Raw genomic sequence first — 22,917 nt, 5'->3', positions numbered from 1 at the left:
GTGGGGCCGCTCGTCCTGCGGGGCCACTCGTCCGATGGACCGGCCCGGCCCGGCCCGGCGCTCGTCGTCCCGGCGCACCCGGCGGCCCCGCGGAGTCCGCTCCGCGGGGCCGCGGGACGTCAGGCGGAGAGCTCCGCGAGGACGTCGGCGAGCCGGTCGACCGCCCAGGAGAGGTCCTCCTCGGTGACGACGATCGGCGGAGCCAGGCGGATGGTCGAGCCGTGGGTGTCCTTGGCCAGCACGCCGTGGCGCATCAGCGCCTCGGAGACCTGCCGTCCGGTGGCGAGGGACGGGTCGATGTCGACGCCCGCCCACAGGCCGCGGCCCCGTACGGCGACCACACCCCTGCCGACCAGGGCGTTCAGCCGCTCGTGCAGGACCGCCCCCAGCTCCGCGGCCCGCCTCTGGTACTCGCCCGTGCCGAGCAGGTCGATGACGGCGGACGCGACCGCGCAGGCCAGCGGGTTGCCGCCGAAGGTGGAGCCGTGCTGGCCCGGCTTGATCACGCCGAGCACGTCGGCGTTCGCGGCGATCGCCGAGACCGGGACGACGCCGCCGCCCAGGGCCTTGCCCAGCACGTAGACGTCCGGCACGACGTTCTCGTGGTCGCAGGCGAAGGTGTCGCCGGTGCGGCCGAGCCCGGACTGGATCTCGTCGGCGATCATCAGGATGTTCTCCGCGGTGCACAGCTCCCGCACCTGGGTGAGGTAGCCGTCCGGCGGCACCAGCACGCCGGCCTCGCCCTGGATCGGCTCCAGCAGCACCGCGACCGTGTTGGCGTCGACCGCCTCGCGGATCGCCTCGATCGAGCCGTACTTCACGACCCTGAAGCCGGGCGTGTAGGGGCCGAAGCCGTCGTGGGCGTCCGGGTCGGTGGAGAAGCTGACGATCGTGGTGGTGCGGCCGTGGAAGTTGTCCTCCATCACGATGATGTTGGCCTGATCCGCGGCCACGCCCTTGACCTCGTAGCCCCACTTGCGGGCCACCTTGATCGCGGTCTCCACGGCCTCGGCGCCGGTGTTCATCGGCAGGACCATGTCCTTGCCGGTGAGGTCGCCGAGACCGGCCGCGAAGGCGGCGAACTGGTCGTGGAAGAAGGCGCGGCTGGTCAGCGTGAGGCGGGCCAGCTGTGCCTGCGCCGCCTCGATGATCTTCGGGTTGCCGTGCCCGAAGTTCAGCGAGGAGTAGCCGGCCAGGCAGTCCAGGTACCGCCTGCCCTCCACGTCGACGACCCAGGCGCCCTGCGCCTCACGGATCACGACCGGGAGCGGGTGGTAGTTGTGCGCGCTGCGGCGCTCGCTGAGCTCGATCAGCTCGTTCGTGGTGGTCATCCGATACTCGCCGTTCCTTGGTTCTCGGCCGTCCCGCCCGGCCCTTGCTCTCGGCCGGATGCCCGGCCCCCTGCTCCTCGGCGCCGCTCGGCGCTCCCCGGTCGTGCCGGTCGTCAGTCCCTGATCTCCAGGGTGCAGCACTTGGGCCCGCCGCCCGCCTTGCGCAGCTCCGACAGGTCCACCGGGATGACCTCGAAGCCCTGGCGCTTGAGTTCGAGCTGGAGGCCGGCCGCCTCGGCGTTGATCACCACGTTCCTGCCGTCGCTCACCGCGTTGAGGCCCAGCACGGCCGCGTCGTCCTCACTCGCGATCACGGCATCGGGGAAGAGGTTTCGCAACACCTCCTGGCTGCTCGGAGAGAAGGCTCCCGGGAAGTATGCCACGTTATGTCCGTTTAGCGGGAAGAGTGCGGTGTCCAGGTGGTAGAAACGCGGGTCCACCAGGTGCAGCGTCACCACGGCCCGGCCGAGGAACTCCTGGGCCTCCCGGTGCGCGGTGACGTCGGTACGGAAACCGGTCCCGGCCAGGATCAGGCGGTCGAGGGTGAGGAAGTCGCCCTCGCCCTCGTTGGTGAAGGTGGCCTCCAGGGCCCGGTCGTAGCCGTTGGAGGTGAACCACTCCAGGTACGCCGGTCCCTCGGCGGCGCGCTGCGGATGGGTGAACCGAGCCCCGTACACCCGGCCGCCGACGACCAGCGCGCCGTTCGCGGCGAAGACCATGTCGGGCAGGCCCTCCAGCGGGTCGATGAGGCTGACCCGGTGCCCCAGCTCCTCGTAGGTCCGCTTGAGGGTCTCCCACTGCCGGACCGCCGCCTCGCGGTCGGCACCGGCCTCGGGGTCCATCCAGGGGTTGATCGCGTACTCGACCGCGAAGTGGTCAGGCCGGCACATCAGGTAATGCCTCGTCATGGATAACCCCGCAGAGATACGTCGTGATGATGGCGTGGAGGTGGCCGCCATCGGCGTACCGGTGGCGGCCACCACAGCCTAGGAACGGCATTCCCGCAGGCCAAGAGCCTGATCTTGCGTGACTGCGCAGGTCTTTTGCGTCTTTCAGAGGATGAACGCGGATTCGTTGTGCGGGCCGATGAAAGGCTCGTGCCGCGAGGTCACCAGCGGCGCCTCGATCAGCCGGGAGAGCACGATGGAACTCTTGGTGCGCACCACGAACGGCTCGGCGGCGATGCGCTCGATGACCCGCTCCACGTGCCGCACGTCGGTGGCCCGGATGTGCAGCAGCGCGTCGGCCTCCCCGGTGATGGTGCACGCGGAGACCACCTCGGGATGGCGGCCGACGGCCACGCCGATCTCCGCAGGAGAGGTCTTGCCCGCGCAGAACAACTCCACGTACGCCTCGGTGGTCCAGCCGAGCGCGGCGGGTTCCACCCGGGCGGTGAACCCGGTGATCGCCCCCGTCTCGCGCAACCGGTCGACGCGGCGCTTCACCGCCGACGCCGACAGGCCCACCCGGTGCCCGATCTCCGCGTACGTCGCGCGGGCGTCCTCGACGAGCGCCTTGATGATGTCACGATCCAGCCGGTCCAGTTCCACGCTGCTTTGTAACACACGGAAAGGGCCGCGACGGTCGTCGCGGCCCTGTGGTGCCCGCCCCGGAGCGCCGGTAAGCGCTCGCGGGCGGGCGGGGTGCCCCGGAACGCCGGGGCCCGGGTGGTCGGGGTGGCCCGGATCAGGTGGGCTGGTCCTCGCCGACGGCCTGCTCCTGCGCCTCCTCGGGGGACGCCTCCAGGTCGTCGCCGGCCTGGGCGAGCGCCGACTCCTTGTCCAGGCGCACCCAGCTCGTCACGCTCTCGACGGCGAACAGCACACCGAGGTAGAGGGTGAGCGCGGCCAGCACCCAGGTCAGCACGCCCAGCGCGGCACCGGCTCCGATCAGCAGCAGCCGGAGCTCCCAGCCCAGGCCCGCCTGGAACACCCAGGGAGCCGGCCAGATGCTCTGGCGCGTCCGGTAGACCGTGTCGTAGGTGTGGTAACCGATCACGTAGAGCAACACGAACAGCAGCCACCGGGGGGCGTCGGCGGCCAGGCCGACCAGGATGATGGTGAGGAACTCGGTGCCGCGGATGAGCGGCGGCACCAGCCAGTCGAGCTTGCCCAGGTGCGAACGGGGGGCGGTGGGCAGCACCAGCACGACCATGACCAGCACCGGGACGAGCAGGACCGGCCCGTTCGTGAGGATCCCGGCCGCCGCGATCGCGACGATCGCCAGCAGCGCGGCGAGCGCGGCCGGCACCGGCGGCAGCCCTGGCCCGAGCTTGCCGCGCAGCGCCATCACCAGCGGGCCGTCGTCGCGGTAGGCCAGCAGGCGCGCGGTCTGCACGCGCAGCCGCTCCTCGTACGGATCCGGGACGGGCGGGGTGGTCTGCGGCTGGGTGATCATGCGAGGGACCTCATCAGGCGGCCGGTGAGCGAGTAGACGGCGCCGACGGCGCCCCAGGTGATCAGGACCAGGAAGGTGACCCTGGCGTCGAACAGAGCGCTGACGATCGCGATCGCGGCGAAACGCTCACCGATCGGGAACACGATCATCTTGCGGGCCCAGTGGACGGTGCGGTACTTGCCGGCCTTGCCCCACATCTTCAGCAGGCTGCGGATGCCGCCGGTGTTGCGGGCCATCTTGCGCTCCTCCAGCGCCTGGCGCAGGCCGGTGTCGGGGCTGACCGACAGCGGCACCGAGGGCAGCGGCGACGGAGGCTTGCGCCGGTTCGCGGCACCGTAGGCGAAGTCGAGCAGGTGCCTGATGGACTGCACGGAGAGCGCGATCAGCGCCAGGACCCAGACGTCGCCCACACCGGAGACCGCGGCGCCGACCGCCAGGCCGGCGAAGACCACGTACTCCTTGAAACGGTCGAAGGTGGCGTCCAGCCAGGCGCCGAGCACACCGAACTTGCGGGCGTACCGGGCGACCTGGCCGTCCACGCAGTCGAACACGAACGCGAAGTAGATCAGCACGCCACCGGCGATCATCCCGGCCCGCTGGCCGGTGGCGAAGCACAGCGCCGCCGCCACACCGAGGGCGATCGAGATCAGCGTGACCTGGTTGGGCGTCAACCCCCGCCTGGCCGCCCAGCGGGCGATGAACCGGGAGTAGGTGCTGACGAAGTACGTCGTGAAGAAACCGTCGGCGCCCTTGACCGCGTTGTTCAGCCGCGCGCGGTCCTCGTTGAACGTGGACATCTCGGCGACCGCCTCGGCGGCCTGCACCGGGTCGGAGATCCGGCGGAAGAACAGGTCGCGGCGGCCCCGGACGCCGACCGAGACGCCCCGGCGCACCAGGCAGAGCACCAGGAGCTGGACCAGGTCGTCGTCGGGGCCCAGCAGGTGGGCCATGTCCGCCAGTTCGCGGCAGGCGTCGGCCAGGGTGGCCGCGTGCTTGTGGTGCAGGTGCAGCGGGCCGAGGATGACGGAGTTGGGCCGGGTCACGGCGTGGAAGGCCGAACCCACGGAGATGACACGGGACTTGCGGGCCCGCACCCGGACCGGCAGGCCCTCCAGCCGGCGGTCGCCGATCTCCGGCAGCGCCTCGTCGATCGGGACGTCGGCGACGACGGTGTCGCCGTTCTCGTCCTCCTCGCGGGGCTCCTTGGTGATGAGCGCGAGCGCTCCGCGCTTCGACTTGGTGATCTGGTAGATCAGCTCGTCGTGGATCAGGGAGTTCGTCGGCAGGAAGAGCAGGTTCTCCGTGGAGTGCTCGATCGCGTCCGCCACGGCGCGCAGATCGCCGGCCAGGTCGGAGGTCGTGACGAGCTGGCCGGGAAGTCCCCGGTAGAACGTGGCGTCACCGGAACGGACGATCGTCACCGGTGACGGATCGATCGAGGCGATCTGGCCGTGCAGCTTGCCGATCACCGTGGGACAGCCGGGAAGCGCGGGCAGGGTCAGCGCGGCGGGCGGCGCCACCTGGCCGGGAGCGATATCAGGGCTGGGCGATGAGCCCAGCAGGACCACGCGGGGCATGGCACCCTTTCGAGCGGAGACGGGCGTGAGGCGGTAGAACGCGGGCGGGATTTCGCCAGGAGCCAAAGTTTAGTGAGTTTTGGGTGAACAACACGCACCGGTGATCCATCCGTGTCGCTTGATCATGATTCCACCGATGCCACGCGGGCCGTCCCACTAGACTGGGCGGGTGAGTCTGTACCGGGACGACGGCATCGTGCTGCGCACCCACAAGCTGGGCGAAGCCGATCGGATCGTCACCGTCCTGACCCGGCGCACGGGCAAGATCCGGGGCGTCGCCAAGGGCGTCAGGCGTACGACATCACGATTCGGCGCACGCCTCGAACCGTTCACCCACGTCGACGTCCAGCTCCACACCGGCCGCACCCTCGATGTGATCACCCAGGCCGAGACCATCCGCCCCTACGGCGAGTCGCTGGTGGCCGACTACCCGCGCTACACGGCGGGCGTCGCGATGCTGGAGACCGCCGACAGGCTGGTCATGGGGGAGAAGGAGCCCGCGCTCCGCCAGTTCCTGCTGCTGGTCGGCGGCCTGCGCACGCTGGGCTCGGGGGAACACGAGCCCAGGCTCGTCCTGGACGCGTTCTTCCTGCGCTCCCTCGCCGTCGCCGGATACGCCCCGGCCCTGGAGACCTGTGCCCGCTGCCGGACGCCCGCGGTGCGGGCCTTCGCCATCGTGGCCGGCGGCGTGGTCTGCGGAGCCTGCCGCCCGGCGGGGGCCGCCGTGCCGGAGGGGGAGACCCTGGCCCTGATGACGGCGCTGCTGAAGGGCGACTGGGCCACCGCGGACGCCTCCGCGGCCCGGCACCGCGCCGAGTGCAGCGGTCTGGTGGCCGCCTATCTCCAGTGGCACCTCGAACACGGCATACGCTCTCTCCGACACGTAGAAAGGGAGCTCGCCACGTGAACGTCCGCCCACCCGCCCCCCACCCCTCGGGCGCCACCCCGCCCCCCATCCCCCGCGGCCTCGTGCCCCGGCACGTCGCGATCGTGATGGACGGCAACGGCCGGTGGGCCAAGCAGCGGGGCCTGCCCCGCACCGAAGGCCACAAGGCGGGCGAGGCGTCGCTGTTCGACGTGATCGAGGGTGCGATCGAGCTGGGCATCCCCTACCTGTCGGCCTACGCCTTCTCCACCGAGAACTGGAAGCGCTCCCCGGACGAGGTCCGCTTCCTGATGGGCTTCAACCGCGACGTCATCCGCCGCCGCAGGGACCAGCTCCACGCGATGGGGGTGCGCGTCCGCTGGGCCGGCCGCCCCGGCCGGCTCTGGAAGAGCGTCATCCAGGAGCTGCAGGACGCCGAGCGGATGACCGAGGGCAACTCCACGCTGACGCTGCAGTTCTGCGTCAACTACGGCGGCCGTGCCGAGATCGTCGACGCCGCGCTGCGCCTGGCCCAGGACATCGCCGAGGGACGGGTCAAGCCCGGCCGGGTGAAGGAGGAGACCTTCGCCCGCTACCTCGACGAGCCGCAGATCCCCGACGTCGACCTGTTCGTGCGCTCCTCGGGGGAGCAGCGCGTCTCCAACTTCCTGATCTGGCAGACGGCCTACGCCGAGATGGTCTTCCTCAACCGGCTCTGGCCCGACTTCGACCGCCGCGACCTGTGGGAGGCGTGCGAGATCTACGCCAGGCGCGACCGCAGGTACGGCGGCGCCGTACCGAACGCCGTGCCGAGCGCCGCCCGGGACACAGTGCCGACCACAGTGCCGACCACAGCGGCGGACGCCGCGCCTGGCGCAGCCGCCCGCGCGTAGGCGGCTCGGACACGACTGCGGGCCAGGACCGGTCTCGGCCTACCGTTCAACTGTCGGAGCCTCGCCGCCGGTCCGTCAGGCGCGGCGGCGGGCCCGGTAGGCGGCCACGTGCATGCGGTTTCCGCAGGTGCGGCTGTCGCAGTACACGCGGGAGCGGTTGCGCGACTCGTCCACGAAGACGTGCCCGCAGTCGGGGGCCGAACAGGTGCGCAGGCGTCCCCACTCGCCCTCGACGAGCAGATGGGCGAGGGCGACCCCGAGGTCGGCGGCCAGGTGCTCGTGGAGCGAGGCGCCCGGGGCGAAGTAGTGGACGTGCAGGGGGTGACCGTCGTGCTCGGTCAGCCGGGGTGTGATGCGGGTGCTGCTCAGCAGGGTGTTGAGCCGGATGACCGCGGTGGCCTGGTCGGGGGCGGTGAAGACCTTGTGGAACGCCTCGCGCAGGGTCCGGATCTGGGTCAGGTCGGTCTCGCCCAGCACCTCGACGCCGCTGACGTGGTGCCGTTCGACGAACGCGCCGAGCTGTCGCAGGTCGGTCAGGGTGTCTTCGCCCCCGGTGGACGGCGAGGTGTTGATCAGGTCGACCACAGTGGCGAGTGAGTGCACCATGTCATGTCCGAATGGCATGTTGACTCCTGTCGAAGAGTTCTCGCGTGGGGGCGCGTACGGCGTATCACCGTGTCGGAAGCGTATCTCTCCCGTGGACCGGTCGGGCTCTTCCACACGTGCGCATCGTCGCATCTCCGCACTTGCGGAACATGACAAGTCGCCTTTATTTGCTTTTATCCGCTCAATCTCGCTGTTACGGTCATGCCGTAGCCGCTCGTCGCGGCAGGAGGAGCCCCTTCCGCCCGCGTCGGCCGGGGGTCACTCCTCCCGCACCCGCCCCGGATCAGGCGGAGCCCGCGGCGCCGGCCGCGCCCGGCGACCCGGACGGCTCGGCGGTGGTGGAGCAGCCGGCGCAGGTGCCGAACACCTCGACCGTGTGGGTGATCTCGGTGAAGCCGTGCTCCGTGCCGACCGCCTCGGCCCAGCGCTCCACCGCCGGCCCGGCCACCTCCACCGTCCGCCCGCACTTGCGGCAGACCAGATGGTGGTGGTGATGACCGCTGGCGCACGCCCGGTAGACCGACTCCCCGTCGTCGGTCCGCAGCGTGTCGACCCGTCCGGTCTCGGCCAGCGCCTGGAGCGCCCGGTAGACGGTGGTCAGTCCGATCTTGGCGCCTTCCGCGCGCATCTCCGCGTAGACGTCCTGCGCGCTGCGGAAGCCCTCGCTCTGCTGGAGGACCGCGTGGACGGCATCACGTCTGTTGCTCATTGGTGGACTCCTGAGGTCGGCTTCGGCGTACGAATCTACCGAGCCCGAGGGCGAGGACGAACCCCGCCAGGGCGACGATCACGATGATCGCACCCGGAGGCACCTCCACGTAGAAGGAGGAGGTCAGGCCGCCGACCGTGGCGATCATCCCGAAGACCATGGAGAGCAGCATGGTGCTCCTGAACCCCCGGGTGAGCTGCTGGCTCGTCGCCACCGGCACCACCATCAGGGCACTGACGAGCAGCAGCCCCACCACGCGCATGGCGATGACCACGGTCAGCGCGGCGGTGACGGCGATCATCAGGCTGAGCAGGCGCACCGGCAGGCCGCTGGCCCGGGCGACCTCCTCGTCCTGGCAGAGCACGTAGAGCTCCCGGCCGAACACGGCCACCACCCCGAGCACCGCGACCGCCAGCAGCCCGATCACCCACACGTCCTCGACGGTGACGCTGCTGATCGAGCCGAACAGGTACGACATCAGGGTGGCGTTGCTGCCGCCGGGGGCCAGCGAGATGAGCAGCACCCCTCCGGCGATGCCGCCGTAGAACAACAGCGCGAGCGCGACGTCGCCGCTGGTCCTGCCCCGCGCGCGGACCAGCTCGATCGCCACGGCGCCGAGCACCGAGACCGCCACCGCGGTCAGCACCGGGGCGGTGCCGGTCAGGAAGCCGAGCGCCACCCCGGTCAGCGCGACGTGCCCGATGCCGTCACCCAGCAGGGCCAGGCGGCGCTGCACGATGAAGGTGCCGATGGCGGGGGCCGCCAGGCCGACCAGAAGCGCGGCGATCAGTGCCCGCTGCATGAAGTCGAACCGCAGGAGCTCGATCATGACGCGGGCCTCCAGTCGAGCGGGCTCGCCGGCTTCTCCTCGGCGTGCGGGTGGACGTGGTCGTGGCCGGGCAGCGCGTGCGTGCCGACCGCGTGCGGCGGCGGGCCGTCGTGACAGACGCAGCCGTCCCGCAGGACCACGGCGCGGGTGATCAGAGGCTCCAGCGGGCCGAGCTCGTGGGCGACCAGCAGGACCGTCTTGCCCTGCTCGACCAGCGAGGTGAGGGTGTCGGCGAGCAGTTGCTGGCTCGCGGCGTCGACGCCCGCCGTGGGCTCGTCCATGACGAAGGTGTCGGGTTCCCCGGCGAGGGCACGGGCGATGAGCACCCGCTGCTGCTGCCCGCCGGACAGGGCCTGGACCGGGTCGGAGGCGCGGTGGGCCAGGCCGACGGTCTCCAGCGCGCGCGAGGTCGCCTCGCGGTCGGCGGCGCCGGTCGGCCGCAGCCGCCGCTGCCGGGCGATCCGGCCGGAGGCGACGACCTCCCGGATCGTGGTCGGCACGCCGCCGCCCACCGACAGCCGTTGCGGCACGTAGCCGATCCGCCACCACTCGCGGAACCGGGCCGGGGGAGTCCCGTACAGGAAGGTGCCGCCGCCGGACAGCGGGACCAGGCCGAGCAGCGCGCGGATGAGGGTGGACTTGCCCGACCCGTTCGCACCGAGCACGGCCACGGCCTCACCGGGCCGGATGGTCAGGTCGATCCCACGAAGCACCGGACGGCGGTCCAGGTGGACCTGGCCGCCGTTCATGGTGAAAACAGTCTGGGTGGATGTCACAGATGGCCTTTACGAGCAGCTGAGCGCCGCCTTGAGTGCGGTGAGGTTCTGGCGCATGGCGGACAGGTAGTCGCCGTTCGCCGGCTTGCTTTCGACCGGGTCGAGGACCGCGGTCTTGGCACCGACCTCCTGGGCGAGAACCTCGGCGACCTTGGGGCTGACGAGTGTCTCGGTGAAAATCGTAGTTACTTTCTCCTCCTTGGCGATTTTCGCCACCTCCGCGAGACGGGCGGGGGAAGGCTCGGCGTCCGGGTCGATGCCGCTGATGCCGATCTGGTGGAGCTTGTAGCGGTTCGCGAGGTAGCCGAACGCGGCGTGGCTGGTGACGATCGCGTCCGAGGCGCACGTGCCCAGCCCCTTGGCCAGTTCGCCGTCGAGGGTGTTCAGCTCGGCCGCGGTCGCGGCGGCGCGGTCCTTGTAGCCCTGCGCGTGCGCGGGGTCGGCGGCGGCGAGCTTCTCGCCCAGCTGGGTGGCGACCGTCGCGAAGCGGGCCGGGTCGAGCCAGATGTGGGGGTCGTAGTCCACGTCGTGCGTGTGCTCCTCCTCACCCTCGTGCCCGTGCTCCTCCTCGCCCTCGTGGGCCGCCTCCTCGGCGCCGTGCTCGTCGTGCCCCTCCTCGGACGCCGGGAGGGTGGTGACCGCGGTGGCGGCGTCGAAGCCCCGGTCGGCGGCGTGCTGTTCGACCGCCTCGTCCACGGCGGGCTGGACACCCTTGATGTAGACGATGAGCCTGGTCTTCTCCAGCCCGGCCACCTGGACCGGGGTCAGCTCCAGGTCGTGCGGCTCGACTCCGGGCTCGGTCAGGCCGGTGACGGCCACGTCAGGGCCGCCCACCCGCTCGGTGAGCCACTGCAGCGGATACATCGCCGCGGTGACGCCGGTCTTCCCGGGCGCCGCCGACCCTCCCGGCGAGCCACCGCCCTGCGCGGCACCCGAGTCGGTGCCGCAGGCGGCGGTGGCGGTGAGGACAGCGGTGACGGCGAACACGCCTGCGGTACGCATGCGGATACGTCGGGATGACTCGGACATCATGCCGACCAGTATGCGGGTAAATGAAAATGGTTGTCAAAATCGCAACCCATCACCTTTGTCCGAATCAGACTCGGCCGATGTCGCACCCGGGGCGGGCGGGGACGGGATACGGGGTGGGTGTGCAGGAGACGCAGGCGAGGCGTCGGCGGAGGCGAGCAGGGTGTGAGCGCGGCACCACGGAGAGGCGGTACCCCGAGGAAGGGTCAGAAGGCGCCGAAACGGTCGGCGGCCACCAGGATCAGGAAGGTCAGCAGGGCGACACGCATGATCCGCCCGCCGGTGCCCAGCGACGGCCACGACATGTAGGCCAGCCAGCTCACGAACGCGATCACCGGTAGCACCGCGAGGCCGCCCCAGAAGGACGACACCGCGAAGGCCGCCAGCATGAGCGCCACCAGCACCGCCGGGGCGATCCACCGGGGCAGCTGGAACAGGAAGACGAGCGGGGCCGCGCTGCGCAGCTCGATCTTCCGCCGCAGCCCGGTCGCACCCGGCGTGAAGAACTGCTCGCCCGGCGGCAGCGGACGCCGGCCCTGCCGGGGACGGCCGTCCTGCCGGGGACGGCTCTGTGCCAGCGGGTGTGCGGGGCGCTCCCCGCGCTTGTCGGCCACGGTCCGAGCCTAACCCGCCGGGCGGGCTCTGGCATGCTGGGCGGATGCTTGCTCTCATCCGCTACTCCGTGCCGCAGGACCGCACCGAGGAGTTCACGGCCCGGGCGTACGAGATCGTCGACGCGTTCGCCGGGCAGCCGGGGTTCGTACGCGGCCGGGTGTCGAGGTCGGTGGACGAGCCGGAGCTGTGGGCGCTGGTCAGCGAGTGGGACGGCGCGGGGTTCTACCGCAGGGCACTGAGCGCGGCCCGGATGGTCATGTATCCGCTGATGACGCTGATGGTCAACGAGCCGAGCGCGTTCGAGGACGTCGACCGTCCCTGAGCCGCCGGGCAAGCTTTGCCGGGTCGAGGCCCCCATCATGGTTTATGGGCATGTCCCGCCCTCCCGACTCCCCTAAGCTGGATGCCCAGTCAATTCCTCGCCGACCTCCAGCCGGATGGAGATTCCCTTTCATGGCACGCCGTACGGACATCATGGACACCATCGTCAGCCTCGCCAAGCGACGCGGGCTCGTGTACCCCTCCAGCGAGATCTACGGCGGCCTGCGCGCCTCGTGGGACTACGGTCCACTGGGCGTCGAGCTCAAGAACAACGTCAAGCGCCAGTGGTGGAAGGCCGTCGTGCAGGGCCGCGACGACGTGGTCGGCCTCGACTCCTGCGTCATCCTCGCCCGTGAGGTGTGGCAGGCCAGCGGCCACGTGGAGACCTTCACCGACCCGCTGACCGAATGCCAGTCGTGCCACAAGCGCTTCCGCGCCGACCACCTCGAGGAGGCGTACGCCGACAAGCACGGCAAGCCCCCCGCGGGCGGCCTGGCCGACATCACCTGCCCCAACTGCGGCACCAAGGGCGCCTTCACCGAGCCCAGGCAGTTCAGCGGCCTGCTCAAGACCTACCTCGGCGCGGTCGAGGACGAATCGGGCCTGGCCTACCTGCGGCCGGAGACCGCCCAGGGCATCTTCATCAACTACCTCAACGTCCAGCAGTCGGCGCGCCGGAAGATCCCCTTCGGTATCGGCCAGATCGGCAAGTCGTTCCGGAACGAGATCACCCCGGGCAACTTCATCTTCCGCACCCGCGAGTTCGAGCAGATGGAGATGGAGTTCTTCGTCAAGCCGGGCACCGACGAGGAGTGGCACCAGTACTGGATCGACGAGCGTTTCCGCTGGTACACGGACCTGGGCATCAACAAGGACAACCTGCGCATCTACGAGCACCCGCAGGAGAAGCTGTCCCACTACTCCAAGCGGACCGTCGACATCGAGTACCGCTTCAACTTCACCGGCAGCGAGTGGGGCGAGCTGGAGGGCGTCGCCAACCGCACCGACTACGACCTGACCGCGCACGGCAAGGCGTCCGGCACCGACCTGAGCTTCTTCGAGCAGGACACCGGTGAGCGCTACGTCCCGTACGTGATCGAGCCGGCCGCCGGTGTCGACCGGGCCACCCTCACCTTCCTGCTCGACGCCTACACCGAGGACGAGGCGCCCAACGCCAAGGGTGTCATGGAGAAGCGCACCGTGATGCGCCTCGACCACCGCCTCGCGCCGGTCAAGGTCGCAGTGCTGCCGCTGTCGCGCAACGCCGACCTGTCGCCGAAGGCCAAGGACCTGGCCGCGCGGCTCCGCCGCCGGTGGAACGTCGAGTTCGACGACGCGGGTGCGATCGGCCGTCGCTACCGCCGCCAGGACGAGATCGGCACGCCGTTCTGCGTTACCGTCGACTTCGACACCCTCGACGACCAGGCGGTGACCATCCGTGAGCGCGACTCGATGGCCCAGCAGCGCGTCGCCCTCGACCAGGTCGAGTCCTACCTGCGCCAGCACCTCAACGACTGACCCGACGGCGACCGGCCCCGGCCGGCCCGCCCGGTAACCCGATCCGACCGTATCCGCCCGGCGGCTCACCACGAGCCGCCGGGCGGACGCGGTTCGGCCCGGCTTGCGACGGCCGGTGGCCCCTGTCACGGGGCCGCCGGCCGTCGTCTTCGCCCCCCCGTTCTCCCTGTCCTTCTGGTCCTCCTGCCCCCTTCTCCGCTGTCCGCCTGCGCGGAAGCCTTCTGCCCGCCCGCGCTGGAAGCCCCGTCCGCCTGCGCGGAAGCCTTCTGCCCGCCCGCTCCGGAGGCCCCGTCCATCCGCGCCGGAGGCCGGATCCGGCGGGCGGTGCGCGGCCCCGGACGAGCGCTGAACCTTCCGTGAACGTGTTTGAATGCTGAGACAATTGGTTTATACCAATTGGTATAAACCAATTTTTCGTCTGATGGATATGGTTGCGGATTTGACGGTTATTTGAAGTGGATTAGACCGGTATGTAGGCTCTGAGCTGCGAAGATGCGATGTCCATCGGTGTGTGCCGTTTCGGTATCTTCTTTATCGGTAGAGTCCGAGAGAGGCGGAACCAGACGTCGCTTGAAGTCGCAGAAGGAGCAACCGTGCCCAAGTACGTTTACGACTTCACCGAGGGCAACAAAGATCTCAAAGATCTGCTCGGCGGTAAGGGGGCGAACCTCGCCGAGATGACCAATCTCGGACTGCCGGTGCCCCCCGGCTTCACCATCACCACCGACGCGTGCCGCAGCTTCCTGGCGGACGCCGCCTTCCCCGACGGCCTGGAGGAGGAGATCTCCGAGCATCTGGCCGCGCTGGAGGCCCGGATGGGCCGCCGGCTGGGCCAGGCTGACGACCCGCTCCTGGTGAGCGTGCGCTCCGGAGCGGCCTTCTCGATGCCGGGCATGATGGAGACCGTCCTCAACATCGGCCTCAACGACGACTCCGTACGCGGACTGGCCAAGCAGGCGGGCGGCAACGAGCGCTTCGCCTGGGACTCCTACCGTCGTCTCATCCAGATGTTCGGCAAGACCGTGCAGGGCATCGACGGCGAGCTGTTCGACGACGCCCTGGAGGAGCTCAAGGACGGCCGCGCCGACCTCGACCTCCAGGCGGCCGACTTCCAGCGCCTGGTCGCCACCTACAAGGACATCGTCCGCGCGCAGACCGGCGAGGACTTCCCCGCCGACCCCCACCGGCAGATGAACATGGCGGTCCGGGCCGTCTTCGAGTCCTGGAACGCCCCGCGGGCCGTCCTCTACCGCCGCCAGGAGCGCATCCCCGCCGACCTGGGCACGGCGGTCAACGTCTGCTCCATGGTCTTCGGCAACTGCGGCATGGACTCCGGCACCGGGGTGGCCTTCACCCGCGACCCGGGCACCGGCCACCAGGGCGTGTACGGCGACTACCTGCAGAACGCGCAGGGCGAGGACGTGGTCGCGGGCATCCGCAACACCATGTCGCTGCAGGAGCTGGAGGGCATCGACAAGCCCGTCTACGACGAGCTGCTGCGCATCATGGACACCCTGGAGAACCACTACCGGGACCTGTGCGACATCGAGTTCACCGTCGAGCGCGGCAAGCTCTGGATGCTCCAGACCCGCGTGGGCAAGCGCACCGCGGGCGCCGCGTTCCGCATCGCGGTCCAGCTCGTCGACCAGGGCGTGATCGACCTCGACGAGGCGGTGACCCGGGTCTCCGGCGACCAGCTCGCCCAGCTCATGTTCCCCCGCTTCGCCAAGGACACCGGCGGCACGGTGATCGCCAAGGGGATGAACGCCTCGCCCGGGGCGGCCGTCGGAAAGGCCGTCTTCTGCACCGAGCGGGCCGTCGAGCTGGCCGGGCGGGGGGAGGCCGTCATCCTGGTACGCCGCGAGACCAACCCCGACGACCTCGCCGGGATGATCGCCGCCCAGGGCGTCCTGACCAGCCGCGGCGGCAAGACGTCGCACGCCGCGGTGGTCGCCAGAGGCATGGGCAAGACCTGCGTGTGCGGCGCCGAGGAGCTTGAGGTCTCCACCAGGGAACGCAGGTTCACCGCGCCCGGCGGCGTCGTGGTCTCCGAGGGAGACGTCATCTCCATCGACGGCTCCAGCGGGCTGGTCTACCTGGGCGAGGTGCCCGTGGTCCCCTCACCGGTGGTGGAGTACTTCGAGGGCACGGGCGACCTCGACGACGAGCTCGTCCGCGCCGTCGACCGCATCATGTCCCACGCCGACGCCCGCCGCCGGCTGCAGGTGCGCGCCAACGCCGACAACGCCGAGGACGCCGCGCGGGCCCGCAGGTTCGGTGCCCAGGGCATCGGACTCTGCCGGACCGAGCACATGTTCCTCGGAGAGCGCAGGCAGCTCGTCGAGGACCTGGTCCTGGCGTCCTCCGACGAGGAGCGCGAGCGCGCGCTCGCCGCGCTGGAACCGCTCCAGCGGGCCGACTTCACCGAGATCTTCCAGGCGATGGCGGGCCTGCCCGTCACGATCCGCCTGATCGACCCGCCGCTCCACGAGTTCCTGCCCGACTACACCGAGCTGGCGGTGAAGGTCGCCCTCGCCGGCGACGCGGCCGAGGAGAAGGACCGCAGGCTGCTGGCCGCGGTCAAGCGGCTCCACGAGCAGAACCCCATGCTGGGCCTGCGCGGCGTGCGGCTCGGCCTGGTCATCCCCGGCCTGTTCGCCATGCAGGTGCGGGCGATCGCCGACGCGGCCGCGGCCGTGCCGGGCGCCCGCGCGGAGATCATGATCCCGCTCGTCGGCGCGGTCCAGGAGCTGGAGCACGTCAGGGACGAGGCACGGCGGATCCTCGCCGAGGCCGGAGTCGAGGCGCTGGTCGGGACGATGATCGAGGTGCCGCGCGCGGCGCTGACCGCCGGGCAGATCGCCGAGGCCGCCGAGTTCTTCTCCTTCGGCACCAACGACCTCACCCAGATGACGTGGGGCTTCTCCCGCGACGACGTCGAGGCGGCGTTCTTCTCCAAGTATCTGGAGCTGGGCGTCTTCGGCGTCTCCCCGTTCGAGACCCTCGACCGTGACGGCGTCGGCAGGCTCGTCGCCCTCGCCGCGGAGGAGGGTCGCAGGACCCGCCCCGACCTGAAGCTCGGCATCTGCGGCGAACACGGCGGCGACCCGGCCTCGGTCCACTTCTGCCACCAGGTCGGCCTGGACTACGTGTCCTGCTCGCCGTTCCGCATCCCGGTCGCGCGTCTGGAGGCCGCCCGCGCGGCTCTGGTCTGCGCGGGCTCCGACACCCGCTGATCTCTTCTGTCCCGTCGCGGGGCCCCGGTCTCCCGGCGCGTCCGGAACCGGGGCCCGCGTTCTTTTCGGGGCGCCTCCCCCGCGCAGGGCACCGGGGCCGTACCCTGCGCGGACCGCCGATCCGGCGGAGGGCACGCGCCGGTGAGGCCGGTCGCCACCCCCGCGCAGGGCTTGTGCTGGTCAACAGGTGTTTTCCCACCGTTCGGAATGATCACCGGCATCGCGGATAAAATCAGGGCACTTATGCATGGCTACGACGAGCGTGATCAGGCCAGATGGGTGCCGGAACCACCCGGCAACCCGCGCAGGAGCCCGTTCGGGCGTGACCGGGCCAGGGTGCTGCACAGCGCGGGGCTGCGGCGGCTCGCGGCCAAGACCCAGGTCGTCGGCCCGGGGGAGACCTTGGGCAGCGGTCACCACGTCGCCCGCACGAGACTGACCCACTCCCTGGAGTGCGCGCAGATCGGCCGGGAGATGGGCGAGGCCCTCGGCCGCGACCCCGACCTGGTGGAGACCGCCTGCCTGGCCCACGACCTCGGCCACCCGCCGTTCGGGCACAACGGGGAGGCCGCGCTCAACGAGCTGGCCGCCGGGTGCGGCGGCTTCGAGGGCAACGCGCAGAGCCTGCGCCTGCTGACCCGGCTGGAGGTGAAGGTCCTCACCGAGGACGGCCGCAGTGCCGGGCTCAACCTCACCCGCGCGTCGCTGGACGCCGCCGTCAAATACCCGTGGACCCGGGAGCGCGGTCCCAAGTACTGCGTCTACGCCGACGATCTTCCGGTCTTCGAATGGATCAGGGAGGACGCGCCGGCGGGGCGGGTCAGTTTTGAGGCGCAGATCATGGACTGGGCCGACGACGTCGCCTACTCGGTGCACGACCTGGAGGACGCCCTCCACTCGGGCAGGGCCGAACTGGAGGCGCTGCGCGACCCGGCGGAGCGCCGCGAGATCTGCGCCGTCACCCGTGACTGGTACGCGCCCGACGCCGACCCCGGAGAGCTGGAGGAGCTGTTCGGACGCCTGGTCGCGCAGCCGCTGTGGCCCCGCCACTTCGACCGCTCCCTCGCCGGACTCGCCGCGATCAAGGGGCTCACCAGCGCGCTCATCGGCCGTTTCTGCAGGTCGGCGGAGTTCGCCACCCGGGAGGCGTACGGCACCGCCGCCGGTCGCCACAGCGCCGACCTGATCGTGCCTCGGGCGGCCCGGCTGGAGTGCGCGCTGCTCAAGGGCGTCACCGCCCACTACGTGATGACCAGGGACGACCACCACGCCAACCAGGCCAGGCAGCGTGAGCTGATCCACGACCTCGCTCACCTGATCATGCTGGGCGCGCCCGGCACCCTGGAGCCCGCGCTGCGTTCCGCCTTCATCCGGGCCGCGGGCGACGCCGAGCGGCTCCGGGTGGTCGTCGACCAGGTCGCCTCGCTCACCGACACCTCGGCCGTCGCCCTGCACCGTGAGCTCTCGGGACGCTGAGACGGTCGGCTCGGTGCCCTGACGCTGAGCCGGCCGCCTCGGCGCCGGCACGACGTCCTTGACGGGACGCCGGCTGACGGGACGCCGGCTCACCCGCCTGGGGCAGCCGCTCCGAGACGGCCCGTCCGGCTCCGGTGCGGAGGTCCCGGGAGAGGCCGGTGCGGCCGGGCCGTCAGTCGCCCCCGTTCAGCGGGATCTGCTCGGGCTGGCTCGGCCTCGGCTTCGGCTTGGGTTTCCGGGTGGGCCCGGGGGTGGGCTGCGGTTTGGACGCGCACAGGGTCACGCACCCGGGCGCCGCCCCCGTCCGCTTGCGCACGGCCAGCATCGCGGCACGCGGGGAGAACGTGGGGTTGCCCTCCCGCCAGGCGTCCAGGTAGTCCCACGGCTCCACCATGCCCCGGCGCACCCACCACAGCGACGGGTCGGCCTTCCAGGAGATCGCGAAGTAGAGGTTGCTCGCGGTGGAGCGGGCATTGCCCGAGTTGCCGATCCGGCCGAGAACCTGGCCCGCGTTGACCTTCAGGCCCGGCCGGACGCCCTCGGCGACGGTGTCCAGGTGGCCGCCGAGGTAGCGCACGCCGTCGTCGCCGATGACGGTGACGAAACGGCCCTCGCGGTCCGCTCCGCGGTCGGTGGACGGTTTCCACCGGTTCTTGACATTGACCTCGTCGACCACGCCGTCCACCGGGGAGACGAACGAGCAGCCCTTGGCCGCCCAGATCGTGGTCTTGGGCAGCACCAGCAGCCGGCGCTCGTAGGTGACCCGGCAGTCCTTCACCGGGAAGACGTAGGTGTGGTCGGAGACCTTGGGCGGCGGGACCCGCACCGGCGGGTCGGGCTTGGGCCGGTCGACCGCAGTCGGCGGGGCGGGGGTCTCCGAGGTTTCCGCGGTGGGGGTCTCCGAGGTCTCCGGGGTGGAGGTCGCCGGGCTCGTCGCGGCGACCGTGCCCACTGTGCCCACTGTGCCCATTGTGCCCGCCGTGTCCACCACACCCGCCGCGCCTGTGTCCGGCCCCGGGGACGGCGTGCCGATGCCCGCCACCCCGATCGGGGACGCGCAGCCCGCGGTGACGAGCACCGCACCGGTCACGATGGCCAATCGTGCTGTATGCCCCGATCGCATGATCTCCACCCGCATAAGATTATCGAGAATGCGTCTTTACCTTTGTAACCGACCTGGTGGTTGGTCATGACCTCTTCGGGAAAGTCGGTGTTCCTCCTGTCACGTCCGTCTCCGTCGTACCGCCCCGACCTGTCGGAGGCCGGGGCTAGACTCGCCGCGTGGCAGGCCGGATCAGTGACGAGGACATCGCGCTCGTACGAGAGCGCTCACCGATCGCCGACATCGTGGGCGAGCACATCCAGCTACGCAACGCGGGCGGCGGCAACCTGAAGGGGCTGTGCCCCTTCCACGACGAGAAGAGCCCCTCGTTCAACGTCACCCCCGCCCGGGGTTACTGGTACTGCTTCGGCTGCGGTGAGGGCGGCGACGTCATCACCTTCGTCCGGCGCCTGGAGCACCTGTCGTTCGCCGAGGCCGTCGAGCGCCTGGCCAACCGCGCCGGCATCCAGCTCCGCTACGAGCAGGGTGGTTACGTCCCCGGCCGCGAGCAGGGCGAGCGCAGCCGCCTCATCGAGGCCCACCGGGCGGCGGCGGAGTTCTACGCCGCGAAGCTGTCGGCGGCCGAGGCCGCACCCGGGCGCCGGTTCCTGTCCGAGCGCGGGTTCGAACGGGTCGACGCCGAACGCTTCGGTGTGGGTTACGCCCCGGCCGAGTGGGAGGCGCTCGCACGTCATCTGATGGCCCGGGGGTTCACCGCCGCCGAGCTGATCAAGGGCGGGCTGGCCAAGGAGGGCCGTCGCGGCCCGATCGACCGCTTCCGCGGCCGGCTGGTCTGGCCCATCCGCGACATCACCGGCGACGTCATCGGATTCGGCGCCCGCAAGCTCAACGACGCCGAAGACGGGCCGAAATACCTGAACACCCCGGAAAGTCCGCTGTACCGCAAGAGCGAGGTGCTCTACGGGGTCGACCTGGCCAAGCGTGAGATCTCCAAGCGTTCCCAGGCCGTGATCGTCGAGGGCTACACCGACGTGATGGCCTGCCACCTCTCCGGTGTGCCGACGGCCGTGGCCACCTGCGGCACCGCCTTCGGCGAGGAGCACATCAAGGTGCTGCGCCGGCTGCTGCTCGACCAGTCGGGGTCCCGCGGCGAGGTGATCTTCACGTTCGACGGCGACGCGGCGGGCCAGAAGGCGGCGTTGCGGGCCTTCGCCGAGGAGCAGAAGTTCGTCACCCAGACCTTCGTGGCCGTGCAGCAAGACGGTCTCGACCCGTGTGACCTGCGCCTCAAGCACGGCGAGGCGGCCGTGCGCGACCTGGTCGCCAGCCGGGAGCCGCTGTTCGCGTTCGCCATCCGCAGCGTCATCTCCCGCTATGACGTCAGCACCAACGAGGGCCGGCTCTCCGCGCTCGACGCGGCGGCGCCCATCGTGGCCGGGATCAAGGACCGGTCCCTGCGCCAGCTGTACGCCGTCGACCTCGACCGCTGGCTGGGTTTCAACAACGAGCGCTTCGTCGTCGACCGGATCGCGGAGATCTCCGCGACGGCGGCGCCGGCACGCCCGCAGCGCCCGGCCGGACCGCGCCGGGTCGCCGACCTCACCGATCCCGGCGTCCGCACCGAGGCCGAGGTGCTGCGACTGGCCGTGCAGCGTCCCGCGCTGCTCGGAGCGCGCTTCGAGGCGATCGGAGCGGAGGCGTTCACCCTCCCCGAGCACGTCGCGCTGCACAGGCTGATCATCGACGCCGGCGGCACCGCCGCGGCCGGACCGGGCGGGCGAGAGTGGGTCGACCGCCTGCTCGCCGAGGCCGACGAGTCGCTGCGCGGCATGGTCACCCGGTTCGCCGTGGAGGAGCTCCGGGCCGACCTGACGAGCGAGGAGCGGTACGCCTCGGCCATGCTGGCGGCCCTGGAGATGATCTCGGTGACGCGGGCCATCGAGCAGTTGAAGTCGCGGATGCAGCGCACCAATCCCGTCGAGGAGCAGCAGGAGTACAACCGCCTGTTCGGTGAGCTGGTCGCGCTGGAACAACAGCGGCGCGTCCTTCGGGAACGCGCCGCCGGGAGCTGACGGCGTAATTCTCTTTGATATCCGCGGCTCGATTCCGCCAAACCCCGAAAAGGTCTCGATCCGATAATGATCGGGATCTTACCTTGGGTGACAAAAATGGGTCTGCCATTTAGCGGTGCCAATACAGCAGACTGTCCCTCGTGGGTGCATCGGTGCTGCCAAGTGGGCCGCCATCGGTAGACCAGGTGGCCGACCTCGTTGCGAAGGGAAGGGAGCGCGGCAGCGTCACGGTCGACGACGTGGCCGCCGCTCTCGACAGATCCGAGCTGCCGTCCGACGCGCTCGAACGCGTCGCGCGCATGCTCGCCGAGCACGGAGTGGAGGTCCTCGAACCCCAGGGGGACGAGGAACCCGCCCGCGCCGATGAGGAGGATGTCGGTAAGAGGGCCCCGACCAGCGATCTCGTCCGCATCTACCTGCGGGAGATCGGCCGGGTGCCGCTGCTCACGGCCGAGGAGGAGGTGGAGCTCGCCAAGTCGATCGAGGCGGGACTGTTCGCCGAGGACAAACTGACCGGCGTCGCGTCGCGCATGGTCTTCCCGGAGTTCAAGGAGCTCGTCTGGCAGGGAGCGCGGGCCAAGCAACGGCTGATCGAGGCCAACCTGCGGCTGGTCGTGTCGATCGCCAAAAGATATGTGGGACGGGGGATGCTGTTCCTGGATCTCATTCAGGAGGGCAACCTGGGGCTCATCCGCGCGGTGGAGAAATTCGACTACACCAAGGGTTACAAGTTCTCCACTTATGCCACGTGGTGGATTCGTCAGGCGATCACCAGAGCCATCGCCGACCAGGCGCGTACCATTCGCATTCCGGTGCACATGGTCGAGACGATCAACAAGCTGGTGCGGGTCCAGCGGCAGCTCCACCAGGATCTCGGTCGCGAACCCGTGCCCGAGGAGATCGCGCTGGAGATGGACCTGCCGATCGAGCGGGTGATCGAGATCCAGCGGATCGCCCAGGAGCCGGTCTCGCTCCAGTCGCCGATCGGCGAGGAGGACTCCGACCTCGGTGACTTCATCGAGGACGCCGACGCGGTCGTGCCGATGGAGGCGGCGGCCTTCATCATGCTGCAGGACCAGCTCGACGACATCCTTGCGACGTTGTCGGAACGCGAGCAGCGCATCATCCAGCTGCGCTTCGGGCTCGCAGACGGGCATCCCCGTACCCTGGAGGAGGTCGGCCGGGAGTTCGGCGTGACCCGCGAACGCATCCGGCAGATCGAGTCCAAGACCCTGGCCAAGCTCCGCCACCCGACCAGGGCACAGATGCTCCGCGACTACCTCGACTGAGGCGGCGAGCCGAGCGGACCCCCTCCGCCGAGGCGGCGAGCCGAAGGGCGACATCGCGCCGGTGAGCCGAAGGGCGACGACCAGACCGGGTTCCGGGTCGTCGCCCTTCGGCTTGTCCGGGCGGAACCTCCGGGTGGAACCTCCGTGGAACCTCCGCGGAACCTTCACACGGAACCTCCGGGTGGAACCTCCGCGGAACCTCCGGGTGGAACCTCCGCGGCACCTCGGGGCGGAACCTTCGCACGGAACCTCCGGACGGAACCTTGGGCCGGGAGCCCATACCACGTCTTCCTGAAAGCCACCCTGGTTGACGCT

At 70.4% G+C, this 22,917-nt stretch carries 20 protein-coding genes; 8 read left to right on the top strand and 12 right to left on the bottom strand.

Annotation, left to right across the window (positions count from 1 at the left end):
• Positions 1 to 119 precede the first annotated feature (119 nt).
• The 5 genes from rocD to F4562_RS35720 form a co-directional block, all read right to left on the bottom strand.
• Positions 120 to 1,331 (bottom strand): ornithine--oxo-acid transaminase, encoded by a 1,212-nt coding sequence (rocD, locus tag F4562_RS08580; protein ID WP_184542359.1) that lies wholly within the window; start codon positions 1,329 to 1,331, stop codon positions 120 to 122.
• A gap of 113 nt (positions 1,332 to 1,444) precedes the next feature.
• Positions 1,445 to 2,290, bottom strand: a complete 846-nt coding sequence (ddaH, locus tag F4562_RS08575) for a dimethylargininase (protein WP_375782475.1) — start codon at positions 2,288 to 2,290, stop codon at positions 1,445 to 1,447.
• 93 nt (positions 2,291 to 2,383) lie between these two features.
• A complete protein-coding gene (locus F4562_RS08570) occupies positions 2,384 to 2,881 on the bottom strand; it encodes an Lrp/AsnC family transcriptional regulator (RefSeq protein ID WP_184542800.1) in 498 nt (165 codons plus the stop codon).
• Between the two features lie 136 nt (positions 2,882 to 3,017).
• Complete coding sequence (locus F4562_RS35725) at positions 3,018 to 3,728, bottom strand: DUF5941 domain-containing protein (RefSeq protein WP_184542355.1); 711 nt, start codon at positions 3,726 to 3,728, stop codon at positions 3,018 to 3,020.
• Positions 3,725 to 5,305, bottom strand: a complete 1,581-nt coding sequence (locus F4562_RS35720; protein ID WP_184542353.1) for a CDP-alcohol phosphatidyltransferase family protein — start codon at positions 5,303 to 5,305, stop codon at positions 3,725 to 3,727. Before F4562_RS35720 ends, F4562_RS35725 begins: the two co-directional genes overlap by 4 nt.
• Positions 5,306 to 5,474: 169 nt before the next feature.
• On the opposite strand from F4562_RS35720, the gene recO reads away from it, so the two are divergent.
• Both recO and F4562_RS08550 read left to right on the top strand, forming a co-directional pair.
• A complete protein-coding gene (gene recO, locus F4562_RS08555) occupies positions 5,475 to 6,212 on the top strand; it encodes a DNA repair protein RecO (protein ID WP_184542351.1) in 738 nt (245 codons plus the stop codon).
• Complete coding sequence (locus F4562_RS08550; protein ID WP_311734028.1) at positions 6,209 to 7,063, top strand: isoprenyl transferase; 855 nt, start codon at positions 6,209 to 6,211, stop codon at positions 7,061 to 7,063. The genes recO and F4562_RS08550 overlap by 4 nt, the downstream gene beginning before the upstream one ends.
• A 75-nt stretch (positions 7,064 to 7,138) precedes the next feature.
• Here the strand turns inward: F4562_RS08550 and F4562_RS08545 are convergent, their stop codons facing one another.
• From F4562_RS08545 to F4562_RS08520, 6 genes are all read right to left on the bottom strand, one after another.
• Positions 7,139 to 7,687, bottom strand: a complete 549-nt coding sequence (locus tag F4562_RS08545; RefSeq protein WP_184542349.1) for a CGNR zinc finger domain-containing protein — start codon at positions 7,685 to 7,687, stop codon at positions 7,139 to 7,141.
• 265 nt (positions 7,688 to 7,952) lie between these two features.
• On the bottom strand, positions 7,953 to 8,378 hold the full coding sequence (locus F4562_RS08540) for a Fur family transcriptional regulator (protein WP_184542347.1): 426 nt from the start codon (positions 8,376 to 8,378) through the stop codon (positions 7,953 to 7,955).
• Entirely contained in the window at positions 8,362 to 9,207 is an 846-nt protein-coding gene (locus F4562_RS08535) for a metal ABC transporter permease (RefSeq protein ID WP_184542345.1), read from the bottom strand. Before F4562_RS08535 ends, F4562_RS08540 begins: the two co-directional genes overlap by 17 nt.
• On the bottom strand, positions 9,204 to 9,956 hold the full coding sequence (locus F4562_RS08530) for a metal ABC transporter ATP-binding protein (RefSeq protein ID WP_221207191.1): 753 nt from the start codon (positions 9,954 to 9,956) through the stop codon (positions 9,204 to 9,206). The genes F4562_RS08535 and F4562_RS08530 overlap by 4 nt, the downstream gene beginning before the upstream one ends.
• 36 nt (positions 9,957 to 9,992) lie before the next feature.
• Positions 9,993 to 10,985 carry a metal ABC transporter substrate-binding protein gene (locus tag F4562_RS08525; protein ID WP_184542341.1) on the bottom strand — a complete coding sequence of 331 codons (993 nt, stop codon included), beginning with the start codon at positions 10,983 to 10,985 and terminating at the stop codon, positions 9,993 to 9,995.
• Between the two features lie 233 nt (positions 10,986 to 11,218).
• Complete coding sequence (locus F4562_RS08520) at positions 11,219 to 11,626, bottom strand: DUF6703 family protein (protein WP_184542339.1); 408 nt, start codon at positions 11,624 to 11,626, stop codon at positions 11,219 to 11,221.
• Positions 11,627 to 11,670: 44 nt separating this feature from the next.
• Between F4562_RS08520 and F4562_RS08515 the strand changes: the two genes are divergently transcribed.
• The 4 genes from F4562_RS08515 (at position 11,671) to F4562_RS08500 (ending at position 18,178) form a co-directional block, all read left to right on the top strand.
• Complete coding sequence (locus F4562_RS08515; protein ID WP_184542337.1) at positions 11,671 to 11,949, top strand: antibiotic biosynthesis monooxygenase family protein; 279 nt, start codon at positions 11,671 to 11,673, stop codon at positions 11,947 to 11,949.
• A gap of 131 nt (positions 11,950 to 12,080) precedes the next feature.
• Entirely contained in the window at positions 12,081 to 13,466 is a 1,386-nt protein-coding gene (locus F4562_RS08510; RefSeq protein WP_184542335.1) for a glycine--tRNA ligase, read from the top strand.
• A gap of 593 nt (positions 13,467 to 14,059) precedes the next feature.
• Positions 14,060 to 16,702 carry a pyruvate, phosphate dikinase gene (ppdK, locus tag F4562_RS08505; protein WP_311734027.1) on the top strand — a complete coding sequence of 881 codons (2,643 nt, stop codon included), beginning with the start codon at positions 14,060 to 14,062 and terminating at the stop codon, positions 16,700 to 16,702.
• A 243-nt stretch (positions 16,703 to 16,945) separates the two neighbouring features.
• On the top strand, positions 16,946 to 18,178 hold the full coding sequence (locus tag F4562_RS08500; RefSeq protein WP_184542331.1) for a deoxyguanosinetriphosphate triphosphohydrolase: 1,233 nt from the start codon (positions 16,946 to 16,948) through the stop codon (positions 18,176 to 18,178).
• Between the two features lie 172 nt (positions 18,179 to 18,350).
• On the opposite strand, the gene F4562_RS08495 is transcribed toward F4562_RS08500, so the two are convergent.
• Positions 18,351 to 19,268, bottom strand: coding sequence for a M23 family metallopeptidase (locus F4562_RS08495; RefSeq protein WP_312872202.1), 918 nt, complete (start codon positions 19,266 to 19,268; stop codon positions 18,351 to 18,353).
• Between the two features lie 191 nt (positions 19,269 to 19,459).
• Here F4562_RS08495 and dnaG point away from each other — a divergent pair, with 191 nt between their 5' ends.
• Entirely contained in the window at positions 19,460 to 21,313 is a 1,854-nt protein-coding gene (gene dnaG, locus F4562_RS08490) for a DNA primase (RefSeq protein WP_184542329.1), read from the top strand.
• Positions 21,314 to 21,498: 185 nt separating this feature from the next.
• Positions 21,499 to 22,602, top strand: a complete 1,104-nt coding sequence (gene rpoD, locus F4562_RS08485) for an RNA polymerase sigma factor RpoD (RefSeq protein ID WP_311734026.1) — start codon at positions 21,499 to 21,501, stop codon at positions 22,600 to 22,602.
• Positions 22,603 to 22,917 lie beyond the last annotated feature (315 nt).

The sequence above is a fragment of the Streptosporangium becharense genome, from assembly GCF_014204985.1.
Classification (GTDB): domain Bacteria; phylum Actinomycetota; class Actinomycetes; order Streptosporangiales; family Streptosporangiaceae; genus Streptosporangium; species Streptosporangium becharense.
This window is presented reverse-complemented; position numbering and strand designations above follow the sequence as displayed.